We start from the raw sequence: 13,465 nt of genomic DNA on the forward strand, positions 1-13,465 counted from the left end.
CTGAAAATGGATCAAGTACTCTTAGCCAAGAGCGCAGAGAAATTGGAGCAACTTCTTGCTCAATATTCGTCTGTTGATGCCGAGGTCAGAGATTTGTCTGATGCACTGTCAAAATTGATCAGCGATGCTTGTACAGGGAAAATTGTGGCTCCTATTGAATGGCGGGACGTTCCAGGGGCATATAATTTTACCGAGGGTGGTCTACGGAAATATGATGATCTTGAAACGGCTTATGCCGAGTTTAAAGTAGAAATAAGCGGAGGCGAGAGTCCCGTGCTAAGACGTCTTCGTTTGAATGCGGCTACCAAGCCGTAAGGTCCGCTTGTTGGGATGGTGGAGAGCATCTCAAGTGGTCTCCTGCCAGCAAGCCGATCCTTGGATTTGAGAGCCATCGCCTGACCTTCATTCGTCCCCGAAAAGCGCCTGGCCATGGCGGTGACGTGGACAAATCTGAACAGCCGATCACTCTCGTCTACAGAGAGTCGTTGATTACGTACAGATCTGACTCTGGAAAAAGTGGAAAAAGGGGACACCCATTAGCCGGTCTCGAGTCAAGGCTAAAAGCCAACTTGCCCTGCAGCTCTTGCTGCGGGGTTTTCTCCTATCACTAAACCCGACTGGTTGAACCCGTCGTATCCGTTTCCTCATCGCTGGCTACGACCGAGTCGTGCCTGACACCCATGTGGATCAAGCGGTAGCGATACACCCAGCACCGCCCTGGCAGTCAACTGCCCCAGAGAAACGTTGGTGCCGCCAAATGTCCAAAAAGATGTCACAGATCTGTGGTTCGTGCAAAAGCACGTCCAGTCTCGACGGGCTCATTTGGCAGACGACCCGGTTACAACACACTCAGGCGGTGACAGCCGGCCGCCACTCAGATTTTATGGCTTACGCCAGTCCCTTTTTGGTTGATCGGCCATCACCTTAACTCGCCCTTCAGGCGAAACAGCGCTTGGCATCAAAAGGCTGTTTCTCCTTCAAAATGTGGTAACTCGCCCGCGCCAGTTTGTGCGCCAGTGCTTTGGTAGCGACCACGGCGTTGGTCTTGGCTTTCTTTTTCTCAAAAAAGCGTTTGGCGTCCGCACTGAAGCGTCGCGCAAAATTGGCCGCTTCGATAAAGGCCCAGATCAAGTAAGCGTTCCCGTTCTTGGTGTTACCTTCGCCCTTTTTCTTGCCGTTGGAGTAATGCGCACTCTTTACGCAGCGGGCATAAGAGGCGAAGTTGCCGACATCGGCAAAGCGCTCGATATCGCCGGTTTCCAACATGATGACCGTGGCCAAGACTTCGCCAACTCCAGGCATTGTTTTCAATAAACAGAACTCGGGGCGCAGGCTGACTTCATGCAGCAATCGCTCCTCGAGAACATCAATTTGAGTCTGTAATGCCTGGACAATGGCGACATTGGCTTTCATCGCCAAAGCCACCTCCGTGGACAGGCCCAGCCTGTCCACGGAGGTGGCTGACAGGCTTTTGACTTCATTACAGGTCAGGCGGTGGCCAGACTGACGCGCCATGATGTTTTCAGCGGCCAGAATGTGCTGTGTCCTGTTGCGTACCAATTGAATCCGTTTACGTGCCAGATCGCGCAGCGCTCGCTCTTGTGGCGGATGGATATAGCCAGTGGGCAATATCCCCAGCCTCAGTAAATGCGCCAGGAACGCTGCATCATCCTTATCGTCGGAATGCTTTAAACCGTTGTAGCGTTGCATCGCCACCGGGTTGGCCAGTTTTACCTCGAAGCCTGCCGCCTTCAGGCCGTCGACCAGCCAATACCAGTTGTACGTAGACTCGACCACGACGCCGAGCAATTCTCTACGATGTGGTTCGAGTAACGGGAGGATTTGCGTCAGCTCATTGGGGCAGCGTCGGCTGATCAAAACTCGGTCCGTTTCGTCGGTAACCACAACAACGCTGTTGTTCGAATGCAGGTCTATGCCACAGAATTTCATCACGGCCTCCTCACAGCAAAAGTCTAAGTTCGCACCTTGAATTTTGCGCCACCTCCGTGAGATGGGGAGGCCGGCCAGATGATTCTCAGATTTATTTTTTCCATTTTTTCTTCTTTGCTACGCTGAAAGCCTCCATGGAAGGAGGAGTCAGACATGCCCAGAATGGGACGTATTGTATTACCAAACTATCCGCACCACGTTGAAATACAAAACGCCCGATGCGATGCATCGGGCGTTGGGGTGAAACAGGTGTAAATCTATTTTAGGACTAGACAGGTTAGAAAAATAAATCTGAGAATCATCTGGCCGGCCTCCCCATCTCACGGAGGTGGCGCAAAATTCAAGGTGCGAACTTAGACTTTTGCTGTGAGGAGGCCGTGATGAAATTCTGTGGCATAGACCTGCATTCGAACAACAGCGTTGTTGTGGTTACCGACGAAACGGACCGAGTTTTGATCAGCCGACGCTGCCCCAATGAGCTGACGCAAATCCTCCCGTTACTCGAACCACATCGTAGAGAATTGCTCGGCGTCGTGGTCGAGTCTACGTACAACTGGTATTGGCTGGTCGACGGCCTGAAGGCGGCAGGCTTCGAGGTAAAACTGGCCAACCCGGTGGCGATGCAACGCTACAACGGTTTAAAGCATTCCGACGATAAGGATGATGCAGCGTTCCTGGCGCATTTACTGAGGCTGGGGATATTGCCCACTGGCTATATCCATCCGCCACAAGAGCGAGCGCTGCGCGATCTGGCACGTAAACGGATTCAATTGGTACGCAACAGGACACAGCACATTCTGGCCGCTGAAAACATCATGGCGCGTCAGTCTGGCCACCGCCTGACCTGTAATGAAGTCAAAAGCCTGTCAGCCACCTCCGTGGACAGGCTGGGCCTGTCCACGGAGGTGGCTTTGGCGATGAAAGCCAATGTCGCCATTGTCCAGGCATTACAGACTCAAATTGATGTTCTCGAGGAGCGATTGCTGCATGAAGTCAGCCTGCGCCCCGAGTTCTGTTTATTGAAAACAATGCCTGGAGTTGGCGAAGTCTTGGCCACGGTCATCATGTTGGAAACCGGCGATATCGAGCGCTTTGCCGATGTCGGCAACTTCGCCTCTTATGCCCGCTGCGTAAAGAGTGCGCATTACTCCAACGGCAAGAAAAAGGGCGAAGGTAACACCAAGAACGGGAACGCTTACTTGATCTGGGCCTTTATCGAAGCGGCCAATTTTGCGCGACGCTTCAGTGCGGACGCCAAACGCTTTTTTGAGAAAAAGAAAGCCAAGACCAACGCCGTGGTCGCTACCAAAGCACTGGCGCACAAACTGGCGCGGGCGAGTTACCACATTTTGAAGGAGAAACAGCCTTTTGATGCCAAGCGCTGTTTCGCCTGAAGGGCGAGTTAAGGTGATGGCCGATCAACCAAAAAGGGACTGGCGTAAGCCATAAAATCTGAGTGGCGGCCGGCTGTCACCGCCTGAGTGTGTTGTAACCGGGTCGTCTGCCAAATGAGCCCGTCGAGACTGGACGTGCTTTTGCACGAACCACAGATCTGTGACATCTTTTTGGACATTTGGCGGCACCAACGTTTCTCTGGGGCAGTTGACTGCCAGGGCGGTGCTGGGTGTATCGCTACCGCTTGATCCACATGGGTGTCAGGCACGACTCGGTCGTAGCCAGCGATGAGGAAACGGATACGACGGGTTCAACCAGTCGGGTTTAGTGATAGGAGAAAACCCCGCAGCAAGAGCTGCAGGGCAAGTTGGCTTTTAGCCTTGACTCGAGACCGGCTAATGGGTGTCCCCTTTTTCCGAGAATCATCTGGCCGGCCTCCCTGACGTGTCGAGTCTGCGCCGGGTCAGGGCGATCGCGGGTGTGAGTCTGCTATTTCGTACCAACTCGCCTTCGAGCCGACACAGCTGTGTTTCTGCTTTCGCACCGTAAACGGCGTATCCAGCGTCCCGAGGGCTATCGAAATCCACCGGGAAAACGAACTCTTTGAATCAGACCAGAACAATGAAGAGCCACAGTTGGAACAGAACTGGCGCAGGACTCCCTCGGACGATGAATAGCCCTTGAGCGTTTCTGCGCCAGTCACGATCGAAAGCGCCGACGCAGGAGCGCTCCCATAGGTCGCGAACGCGGCGCCATGGCCTTTTCGACACTGACTGCAATGGCAATGCGTGACGGCTTTGAGTTCGCCCGAAACGCAATATTTAACGGTGCCGCACAGGCAACTGCCTTGATGCAATTCATCCATGTTCGGTGGTTTCCTCAGATTGTCGCGCGCACTGTAGCGGCCGCCGTCAATCCTGGCGAATAAGTGCGTGTTTAAAGGCGTCCTGACATTTACTCAGCATCCCACCGTCCTGAAAATGTACGCCTATGTACAGGCCGTGTACGCAATGGAACCTGAGGTGTACAGTTGAATGGAATTCTCAGGTAAAGGCGCCAGCCAAGATGTCGCAGACAGGAAAGGTGAAAACCAAGGCTCAGGACGCAGGATGGCGGGGCTCCGTCGATGGCTGGCTGGACGCTGCCTACGATGCGTTGAAGGAGTCCGGTGTCGACGCGGTGCGGGTGATGCCGCTGGCCAAACGCCTGAATTTGTCGCGCACCAGCTTTTATTGGTTCTACGAAGATCGCGAGCAGTTGCTCGCGGCGCTGCTGGCCCGTTGGCGGGACAAGAACAGTGGCGGCCTGATCGCTCAGTGCGAGGGTTATGCCGAGAGCATTTGCGAGGCGATCCTCAACGTCTTCGAGTGCTGGTTGAACCCCGAACTGTTTGACTCGCAGTTCGAATTCGCCGTGCGCAGCTGGGCGCTGCAATCGGCTGAAGTCGCTGCGGAAATTGCCTTGGCCGATGAGGCGCGCATCAATGCCCTGGCCGCGATGTTCCGTCGTTTTGGCTACGAAACCGAGGCCGCCGACGCGAGGGCCCGGACGATCTACCTGACGCAGATCGGCTACATCTCGATGAAAACCAATGAGGACATCGTGGTGCGTTTTCGCCGCATCCCGCAGTACGTCACCGTGTTTACCGGCAAGGCACCGAAGCGGCGTGAACTGGATCGTTTCTTTGGCAAGTTCGGTTACGCGGAAAAAGAACCCGGTGTGTTCGGTCCGCTGGTTGAAACTTTCGAGGAGCCGGCGGCCGATGAACAATAGAACCCTGGGCATCATTGGCGGCACTGGCTGGCTGGGCCGCGCAATTGCCGAGGCGCTGCTCGACAGCGGTTTCATCGAGCCTGCCAGGTTGCTCGTTTCCAACCGCTCGGGCCGCAGCACGTTGCGACCGGACGTGCGGGTGCTGGCCGACAACCAACCGTTGGTGGCGCTCAGCGATGTGCTGGTGCTGTCGATTCGTCCGGAGCAGTTTCGTGATCTGCGGATAGACGCCAGCGGCAAACAGGTGATTTCCCTGATGGCCGGGATCCCGGCCGCCGTCATCAGCGCCGCTACCGGTGCGCAGACGGTGGTGCGGGCCATGCCGAATGCGGCCGTGGAGATCAGGCAGTCGTACACCCCGTGGTACAGCAGCGGCAAGCTTGGCGACAGGGATCGTCAGTGGCTGCAGCAGTTGTTCGAATGCGTCGGCGCGGCGGATGAAGTGCCGAACGAAGACTGCATTGATTACCTCAGCGCGTTGTCCGGCACCGGGCCGGCGTTTCCCGCCTTGCTGCATCAGGCGCTGGCGAGTCAAGCGGTGGCGGCGGGTATTCCCCATGACATTGCCCAACGTGCCGCCCGAGGCGTGGTGGTCGGAGGCGGGCAGATGCTTGCCAGTCGTGATCCGGGGCAAATGATCGAGGCACTGATGGCTTACCGGGGTGTGACGGCGGCGGCTTTGCAGTCGATGACCGAGCAGGGCATCGATGCCATCGTCGGGCGCGCATTGCAGGCCGGTGCGGAGGTTGCGCGGCGGGGGATGTAGCGAATTCCGATATAGGTTCTGTGGCGAGAGAGCAAGCGCCCTCGCCACAAGTGAATCGCAGGGTCAGAGATCCTTCACCAGCCGCAACGCATCGTAGATCGCCGCGTGGGTGTTGCGCGCGGCGACGGCGTCGCCAATCCTGAACAGCTGGAATCGCCCCTGAGGGTGGGTGACGATGTTTTGCGCCTTGCCGGCGATGAGGTCGTGCTGTTCCACCGCGCCGCCGTTGCTCGAATGCGGGCGAAGTTCGAAGTACAGATCGTCCAGGGGCAGGGTGCCGTGGTTGATCACCACCTGATCGACGATCCGCTGCTTGTGCACCTGGCCGTAATCGCTGCCAAATGTCGCGAGCAGGCGGCCGTCGCGTTTCTCAACCGTCTCGACGCGGTAAGTCACGGTGAAGGTGACGTCCAGGTCCTGTAGGCTGCGCATGTACGGCACCAGGTTCATGGCCATGACTTCCGGCGCGAACGAACGGTCAGGCGTCACGATCTCCACGGTCGCGCCGCTTTTGGCGATGACTTCGGCCGCCTGCAACGCGGCATGGTCACCGGCATCGTCGAAGATCAACACGTGGCGGCCGGGCTTGATGTCACCGGAAATGATGTCCCAGGTCGACACCACCAGTTCGTTGCCCTGGGCCAGCACCTCGGTGTGGGGCAGGCCGCCGGTGGCGACAATCACCACGTCCGGCTCGTGGGCCAGCACCGTGTCGGCTTCGGCCCAGGTGTTGAAGTGGAACTTGACCCCCAGACGCTCGCACTGGGCCATGCGCCAATCAATGATGCCGATCATTTCCCGGCGTCGCTCATTGAGGGCCGTCAGGCGGATTTGCCCACCGGGTTGGTCGGCGGCCTCCAGCACTGTCACTTCATGCCCGCGCTCGCCCGCGACCCGCGCCGCTTCCAGGCCCGCAGGGCCGCTGCCGATCACCAGGACTTTGCGCTTGACCGCCGCCTTGGGAATCTCGTGGGGCATGGTGGTTTCCCGGCCGGTCGCCGGGTTGTGGATGCAATAGGCCGCGCCGCCCTGATAGATGCGATCCAGGCAGTAGTTGGCGCCGACGCAGGGGCGAATGTCTTCCTCACGTTTTTCGATGATCTTGCGCACGATGTGCGGGTCGGTCATGTGCGCCCGGGTCATGCCCACCATGTCGACCTTGCCCGAGGCAATCGCATAGCGCGCAGTGGCCACGTCCGGAATCTTCGCCGCATGGAAGGTCGGAAATCCAGTGGCCGAGCGAATTTCCCCGGCGAAGTCCAGGTGCGGTGAATTGCGCATGCCCTGGATCGGGATGACATCGGTCAAACCGGCGTCGGTGTCGATATGGCCGCGCACCACATTGAGGAAGTCCACCAGCCCGCTGTCCTTGAGCAGGTGCGAAACCTGCAGGCCTTCACTGGCGTTAAAGCCCCCCGGCAGTTGCTCGTCACCGGTGTAGCGCACGCCGAGCAGGAACTCTTCGCCTACCCGCTGGCGAATGCCCCGCAGGATGTCGAAGGTAAAACGCATGCGGTTTTCCAGCGAACCGCCATAAGGGCCGTCGAGTTCGTTGGTCAGCGGTGACCAGAACTGGTCCATCAAATGCCCGTAGGCCTGCAGTTCCAGGCCATCCATACCGGCCGCTTTCATACGTTCGGCTGCGTCCACGTAGTCCTTGATGATCCGCTCGATGTCCCAGTCTTCCATTTTTTTCGGGAAGGAGCGGTGCGCCGCCTCGCGGTGGTGGGAAGGCGACACCACGGGCAGCCAGTCGGCCTTGTCCCAGCGGGTGCGCCGGCCCAGGTGGGTCAACTGGATCATCACCGCCGCGCCGTGTTCATGGCACTCGTCGGTCAGGTCCTTGAGCCATCCGACCACTTCGTCCTTGTAGGCCAGCACGTTGTTGAACACCGGCGGGCTGTCGCGCGAGACCGCCGCGGAGCCGGCGGTCATGGTCAAGGCAACACCGGCCCTGGCACGTTCGACGTGATAGGCGCGATACAAGTCCTTGGGCATGCCGTCCACCGGATAGGCCGGTTCGTGGGAGGTGGTGATGATGCGGTTTCTGAGGGTCAGGTGCTTGATCGTGTACGGCTGCAGCAAGGGATCGCTGGACATGGTGGTGCGCTCCAAAGTGGGCTTCATCAGGCTCGGCGACTTGAAATTAGGATAACTGTACAGGTGTGTCAATGTTTCATGACGCTGGTGTACATTTTACTTGCGCGGGGTAAAAGTCGTGGCTAAGATCGGCCCACAAGGAGAGGGGATCGATTGAACCGACCTGCCGCGCAAGGCTGCATTTTTCACGACCGTAAGGCCGTTCTGATTAAGACAAACCTGCCAATGACAACCAAAACAGGAAGACGCTTGATGAACGCTCATTCGCCGTATCGAAAAACACTCTGTGCCGGATTGATCAGTGTTGCGCTCGCCGCCGGCGCTGCGCTGGCGCAAGCCGCGGAACCTGCACCGGTGCGTATTGGCTGGGTCAACTGGTCGGACACCGAGATCACCGTGAAGCTGGCCACCACGGCCCTGGAGGACCATCTCAAGCAACCGGTGAAACTGGTCATGGCCGACATCGGCATCCAGTTCCAGGCGTTGGCCAACGGCAATATCGACCTGATCCCGATGGTCTGGCTGCCGAGCACCCACAAGGCGTTCTACGACAAGTACAAGGACAGGCTCGAAGACCTCGGTGTGCTTTACGAAGGGCGAATCGGCATGGCCGTGCCCACCTCGATACCGGTCAGCGAGGTGGCAAGCGTCGAGGACTTGAACAAGCCCGAGGTCAGGGCGAAATTCGACGGCAAGATCCTCACTTCAGAGGTGGGCAATGGCCAATACAAGCTCACGGTCAAGGCCATCGACGAATACAAGCTCGACGGCTACAAGCTGGTGGCGTCCTCGGAAACCGGCATGCTTAACGAGCTGGACCGCAACCTCAAGCGAGACAAATGGTCGTTGGTCAATGCCTGGAGCCCGCACTGGATGTTCTCCAAGTGGTCGCTGCGTTACCTGGATGACCCCAAGCAGATCTTTGGTGGCGCCGAACAGATCCACGCCATGGCCCGCAAGGGTTTCAGCCAGGAATATCCCGAGGTGGCGTACTTCTTCGCCCACTACTCGATTCCCCGGGCCGACCTGGAAGCACTCATGATGCAGTCGCGGCAGAGTTCTCCCGACAAGGTCGTTGCCGACTACTACGCCGCCAACAAACCGCGCTTCGAAGCGATGTTCGAGAGCAGCGAGCAGCGGGTTAGCAGTCGGCAGCCTTGATGGCGCTTTCGTCGCCACGCCGGCTCCGGCACTCCTTTACGGCGCCCCGAATAACATCGTCCAGTAAACCCCTTCGTCACTGCGCGCGTCCGTGGCGTAGGCCGCGCCGACCTGGGTGAACATCGGGTTCATCAGGTTGGCGCAATGGCCGGGACTGGCCAGCCAGCCGGCCATGGCTTTGCCCGGTGAGCCCTGGCCGGCGGCGATGTTTTCGCCGATCTGCCGGCCACGGTAACCGGCGGCTCTTGCCCGGTCGGCGGGCATGTCGCCATCGGGGTCCTTGTGCGCGAAGTAGTTACCGTAGGCCATGGCCTTGCTGTGGCCTTGCGCCGCCGCGCCAAGGCTGGCATTCCACGACAGTGGCCGTGCGGCGGCAAAGCGCTGGCGCCCGCAGAGGCGTGGTTTTGCGCGGGCGGCATTGACCTGCGCGAGCAAGGCTTTGCTGACCGATCGCGTATCGTTCAACTGACGGTCCAGCACGGGTTGCGCCATCACCACTTGCCATTCGCTGCGGCTGCGACTCACACCGATGTCGGCGTACTGGCTGTCCAGCAGCGCCGAGCAATGCTCGCTCTGAAACAGATCGAACGCCTCTTCGGCATCCTGCGCACCGACCACACGGATGGAGCGCACGGCCACCGCTTGATAGCCATTGGATTTCAACCGGTCGCGCAAGCCACCGCCGTAGCCCACGGGCAGGGCCAGGCTGGATTTCAGCGCCAGTGGCGACAGGCGTTGAGCGGGACGTCGCTCACAGCGCTGGGGGTGGGCTCGATAGTCGTTGATCGCTTCCACCAATTCTCGCTCGGCACTGGCGTGGGCGGGACTGGCGATCAGGGGAAGCAAGGTAAACAGGCACAGCGAAGAAAAGCGCAAGACAAGGGCGGTTTGGCGCATGGTGCGGACAGCTCTGATGAGATGACAACGATGAGAGGAGGATTTGGCGCCGCTCTAAGACTGGCGCCCCGGGACTTGGTTCACGGGGCGGGCAGGCATTTTGGCGGATGGGGAGGAGCATCCGACGGACGTAGTGGATGATGTTTTTTTGCCTGTACGGGGCTCAGACGGCCTGGGGATCGGTGTTCTGCGCAGCCCCGGTCGGCCGAAGCTTGAAGCGGCAGACATGACCGCCCCGGACCATGCATTCGCTGTGTTCGACTTCACCACCGCCCAGTGCCCCGATCAAGGCCAGGTCCAGCTCGCAAACCACAGGATGTGCGGCGGCCAAACGGTGGAACACGCAGTTATGCGCGACGATTTCCGGTTCGCCGGATGAGCGAAAAAACACCTCGGCTTCATAACCCGCCTGGTTCATGTGCTGCACGATCGTTGATTCTTCAACCACGTGCTGTTCACGGTCCCGGGCCAGTTTGTGGCCCAGGCTGCGCATCAACGCAGCCAGAGCCTCGGGGCCGATGAGGTCGGCCACTTCATCGATCAGTACGCTGGCCAGCATCTGATACTGGCGGGGGAATTGCTCCCTGGCATAGTCGGTGAGTCGATACAGCTGCTCGGGGCGCCGTCCCGTCGGGCGGGTGGCGCCGCGCAGCACCAGGCCGTCACGTTCCAGCGCCGCCAGGTGTTGGCGAATCGCCGTGCGGGTGACCGCCAGATGCTCGGCCAACTCGTCAATGCTCATGCCGCCCCCATGGTGCAGCAGTGCATTGAGCAGGTCCTGCTGTGTTCGGCCCAGTCCTTCCAGCATGGTGTGTCCTCGCGCGGTGTCAGAACTTGTCGGGGAATTGCTTGACCAGTGCGGCGGTCAACGCGTCGGCCAACGCCAGGATATGGCTGCGCATCATCTGCCAGGTACGCGCTTCGCCGGCGTAATCGTGAGCGGCGAACTCATCGATCTGGGCGATGTGGTGCCCGCCATGGGCAGACAGCATATTCACCAGCGTGGCCTCGGGCAGATTGGGGTTGGCCGACGCCAGGAACGCTGCGATGGCCTTGGCATTGCTGGTCAACTCGGCCACGGCGGCCTGCTTGCCCTTGGTGTCTTTGCCCACCGTGGCGTCGCTGTAGTGTTTCACCGCGCCCCAATGACCGGCAAGCAGCTTGAGCAGTTGATCGGCTGCTGGCTGGCCATAGAGCGGGGCGATGCTGTTGGCGATTTTGCTCGCGTTATCGACGACCTGGTCAGCCGCGATTTTGGCTTGTGCGTGGTCGGCGGCCTGATTGGCGAGCGCGTAGTTCCTGATCCAGAAAACATGCTCGACCCAGAGGTCGCGCAGGGCCAGGCGCGTGGTCAGCGCGGGGCTGTCGGCAGTAGCGGCAGAGGCGACAGGCGTTTGGCTCCAGGCCGGTTGCGCGCAGAAAGCCAGCAGGATCAGAGCCAGGATTTTGATATTCATGACGGCACCCTCGTGTGGTGGGAACGTTCGACAATATCAATATAGGCATAAAAATATGTTTTTATTGGGCGGTGACGAAATCTCGGATCAACGGTCGCGCTGCCTGTCGCTACAAACCATCCCCCAACGCCTTCAGATACGCCGGGCTGTCGCTGATCGAGTTGTGTCCCGTGCCTGCAATTACCTGCAGCGAAGCCACGCCCCGGGCGAAATGGCTGTAGAGCAACCGCGTGCTTGAGCCTGGTACCACTTCGTCATGCTCGGCCGCGATCAGCCGCGTCGGCACCGCGATGCGTGCGGCATAGCGCCAGGACTCGAATTTGTCCTTGAGCAGCCACTTCACCGGAAACCAGCGGAACTGCCGGGCGGCGAGGCCCTCAAGGCTGTTGTAAGGCGTGATCAACACCAAACGTGCCGCCGGGCGTTGGCTGGCCAGGCGCACGGCCACCCCCGAACCGAGGCTGCGCCCGACCACCGCCACATGCCCATGGCTGGCCTGCACTGTGTCGAACAAGGCCAGGGCGTCGCGGGCAATGGCCTCTTCCGAGGGCGAGCCAGTGCTGCCGCCGTAGCCTCGGTAATGCAGCAGATACAGGGCGTAGTCGGGGAAGGCCTGGCTGAACTCTGGCAGGTTGCGCGAGACGTCCTCGGCGTTACCGCCAAAATAGATCATGGCGTTGGGGCCGTCGTGGGCCCGGACGGAGACCTGCAACTGCGCGTCGCCCACGGGCAGGGTGAGCACTGAGGCGGCAGTCCCGACGGCACGGGGTTGCGGGTAGTAGATCAGCGCGCGTTGAAACACATACAGCGCCCCGCAGAGCATCAGGTACAACGCGGCCAGGGCGACGATAAGCAGCATCAGGTTGCGTGACATTCGGCTAACGTTAGTGGACGACATTGATGGCTCGGGGGTGAACACGGCTACGCTGGATCGCTGCCAGAGTGTAGTCAATCGCCAGCGGGGCACGCCGACCGTCTGCCGAGGTCATGCTCATGCAGCATCCAGAGGGGTTCACCCGCAGGAAACTACTCACGCTGGCTGCCGGTGCCTCGGCGGTCTTCACGTTCGGCCCGGCCGCCGCGCCATCAATGCCGTCGACCGCAACAGGAGGCAAGACCATGCAGACCCGCGCCATTCCGTCCAGCGCCGAACCATTGCCTATCGTTGGGTTGGGCACTTATCGCGGCTTTGACGTGGCCCCCGCCGATGCCGCCTACAAGCAATTGCCCGCGGTGCTGCGCGCGCTGTTCGAGAAGGGCGGGACGCTGATCGACAGCTCGCCGATGTACGGTCGTGCGGAGCAGACGACCGGCGAGTTGCTGTCGATCCATGAGCCGCGCTCGCCGGCATTTCTGGCGACCAAGGTGTGGACCCGTGGCCGCGAAGAGGGCATTGCGCAGATGGAGCGGTCGTTTGCGTTATTGCAGACCGATTGCATCGACCTGATGCAGATTCACAACCTGCTGGATTGGCAAATCCACTTGCCGACCTTGCGGCACTGGAAGGAACAAGGGCGTATTCGTTACATCGGTATCACCCATTACACCCCGTCGGCGTATGACGAAGTGGAGGCCGTACTGAAAACCGAGCCACTGGATTTCTTGCAGATTAATTACACGCTGGGCGATCGTGGCGTCGAGAAGCGCATCCTGCCGTTGTGTCGCGAACGGGGCGTGGCGGTGATCTGCAATCGGCCGTTCGGTGGCGGGGGCCTGCTCGAGCGCCTCAAAGGCAGACCGTTGCCTGGCTGGGCCGCCCAAGTCGGGGCCAAGAGCTGGCCGCAACTGGCGCTGAAGTTTCTGTTGTCCCATTCGGCGGTGACCTGCGTCATCCCCGGTACCGGCAATCCGCGCTACATGGCGGAAAATGCCGGAGCCGGTTTTGGTCCGACGCTCACCGATGCACAGCGTCATCAGTTGATAGCACTGGTGGAGTAGCGGCGGGCGGCACGCTCTGGAAGCTCTC

The 13,465-nt window shown here is 59.6% G+C and carries 14 protein-coding genes; 6 read left to right on the top strand and 8 right to left on the bottom strand.

What is annotated here, in order from left to right; genetic code table 11:
• Window positions 1–6: 6 nt before the first annotated feature.
• On the top strand, window positions 7–315 hold the full coding sequence (locus ACX3YD_RS27690) for a hypothetical protein (RefSeq protein ID WP_130209051.1): 309 nt from the start codon (window positions 7–9) through the stop codon (window positions 313–315).
• Window positions 316–936: 621 nt separating this feature from the next.
• Here the strand turns inward: ACX3YD_RS27690 and ACX3YD_RS27695 are convergent.
• Entirely contained in the window at window positions 937–1,950 is a 1,014-nt protein-coding gene (locus tag ACX3YD_RS27695) for an IS110 family RNA-guided transposase (protein ID WP_458960030.1), read from the bottom strand.
• A 380-nt stretch (window positions 1,951–2,330) separates the two neighbouring features.
• Between ACX3YD_RS27695 and ACX3YD_RS27700 the strand changes: the two genes are divergently transcribed.
• Window positions 2,331–3,344: an IS110 family RNA-guided transposase gene (locus tag ACX3YD_RS27700; protein WP_458960030.1), complete on the top strand. Its 1,014-nt coding sequence runs from the start codon at window positions 2,331–2,333 to the stop codon at window positions 3,342–3,344.
• Between the two features lie 464 nt (window positions 3,345–3,808).
• Here ACX3YD_RS27700 and ACX3YD_RS27705 read toward each other — a convergent pair whose 3' ends face one another.
• Window positions 3,809–4,210 (bottom strand): GFA family protein, encoded by a 402-nt coding sequence (locus ACX3YD_RS27705; protein WP_458961550.1) that lies wholly within the window; start codon window positions 4,208–4,210, stop codon window positions 3,809–3,811.
• Between the two features lie 200 nt (window positions 4,211–4,410).
• Between ACX3YD_RS27705 and ACX3YD_RS27710 the strand changes: the two genes are divergently transcribed.
• Together ACX3YD_RS27710 and ACX3YD_RS27715 are read left to right on the top strand one after the other, a co-directional pair.
• Window positions 4,411–5,118: a TetR/AcrR family transcriptional regulator gene (locus ACX3YD_RS27710; protein ID WP_103404847.1), complete on the top strand. Its 708-nt coding sequence runs from the start codon at window positions 4,411–4,413 to the stop codon at window positions 5,116–5,118.
• A complete protein-coding gene (locus ACX3YD_RS27715; protein WP_458961551.1) occupies window positions 5,108–5,884 on the top strand; it encodes a pyrroline-5-carboxylate reductase family protein in 777 nt (258 codons plus the stop codon). The genes ACX3YD_RS27710 and ACX3YD_RS27715 overlap by 11 nt, the downstream gene beginning before the upstream one ends.
• 63 nt (window positions 5,885–5,947) lie before the next feature.
• Here ACX3YD_RS27715 and ACX3YD_RS27720 read toward each other — a convergent pair whose 3' ends face one another.
• Window positions 5,948–7,984 carry an oxidoreductase gene (locus ACX3YD_RS27720; RefSeq protein ID WP_458961552.1) on the bottom strand — a complete coding sequence of 679 codons (2,037 nt, stop codon included), beginning with the start codon at window positions 7,982–7,984 and terminating at the stop codon, window positions 5,948–5,950.
• Between the two features lie 252 nt (window positions 7,985–8,236).
• On the opposite strand from ACX3YD_RS27720, the gene ACX3YD_RS27725 reads away from it, so the two are divergent.
• A complete protein-coding gene (locus ACX3YD_RS27725; protein WP_458961553.1) occupies window positions 8,237–9,145 on the top strand; it encodes a glycine betaine ABC transporter substrate-binding protein in 909 nt (302 codons plus the stop codon).
• A 36-nt stretch (window positions 9,146–9,181) separates the two neighbouring features.
• On the opposite strand, the gene ACX3YD_RS27730 is transcribed toward ACX3YD_RS27725, so the two are convergent.
• The 5 genes from ACX3YD_RS27730 to ACX3YD_RS27750 form a co-directional block, all read right to left on the bottom strand.
• Complete coding sequence (locus ACX3YD_RS27730) at window positions 9,182–10,042, bottom strand: CAP domain-containing protein (RefSeq protein WP_458961554.1); 861 nt, start codon at window positions 10,040–10,042, stop codon at window positions 9,182–9,184.
• Between the two features lie 163 nt (window positions 10,043–10,205).
• A complete protein-coding gene (locus ACX3YD_RS27735; protein ID WP_458961555.1) occupies window positions 10,206–10,850 on the bottom strand; it encodes a helix-turn-helix transcriptional regulator in 645 nt (214 codons plus the stop codon).
• Window positions 10,851–10,869: 19 nt separating this feature from the next.
• Entirely contained in the window at window positions 10,870–11,499 is a 630-nt protein-coding gene (locus ACX3YD_RS27740) for a hypothetical protein (protein WP_103404841.1), read from the bottom strand.
• A gap of 109 nt (window positions 11,500–11,608) precedes the next feature.
• Entirely contained in the window at window positions 11,609–12,397 is a 789-nt protein-coding gene (locus ACX3YD_RS27745) for an alpha/beta hydrolase (protein WP_458961556.1), read from the bottom strand.
• Entirely contained in the window at window positions 12,384–12,620 is a 237-nt protein-coding gene (locus ACX3YD_RS27750) for a hypothetical protein (RefSeq protein WP_458962116.1), read from the bottom strand. Before ACX3YD_RS27750 ends, ACX3YD_RS27745 begins: the two co-directional genes overlap by 14 nt.
• Between ACX3YD_RS27750 and ACX3YD_RS27755 the strand changes: the two genes are divergently transcribed.
• Window positions 12,535–13,437, top strand: coding sequence for an aldo/keto reductase (locus tag ACX3YD_RS27755; RefSeq protein ID WP_458962088.1), 903 nt, complete (start codon window positions 12,535–12,537; stop codon window positions 13,435–13,437). The two genes, ACX3YD_RS27750 and ACX3YD_RS27755, sit on opposite strands and share 86 nt — an antisense overlap.
• Window positions 13,438–13,465: the final 28 nt, after the last annotated feature.

It is taken from the genome of Pseudomonas fluorescens group sp. PF-1, from assembly GCF_054481335.1.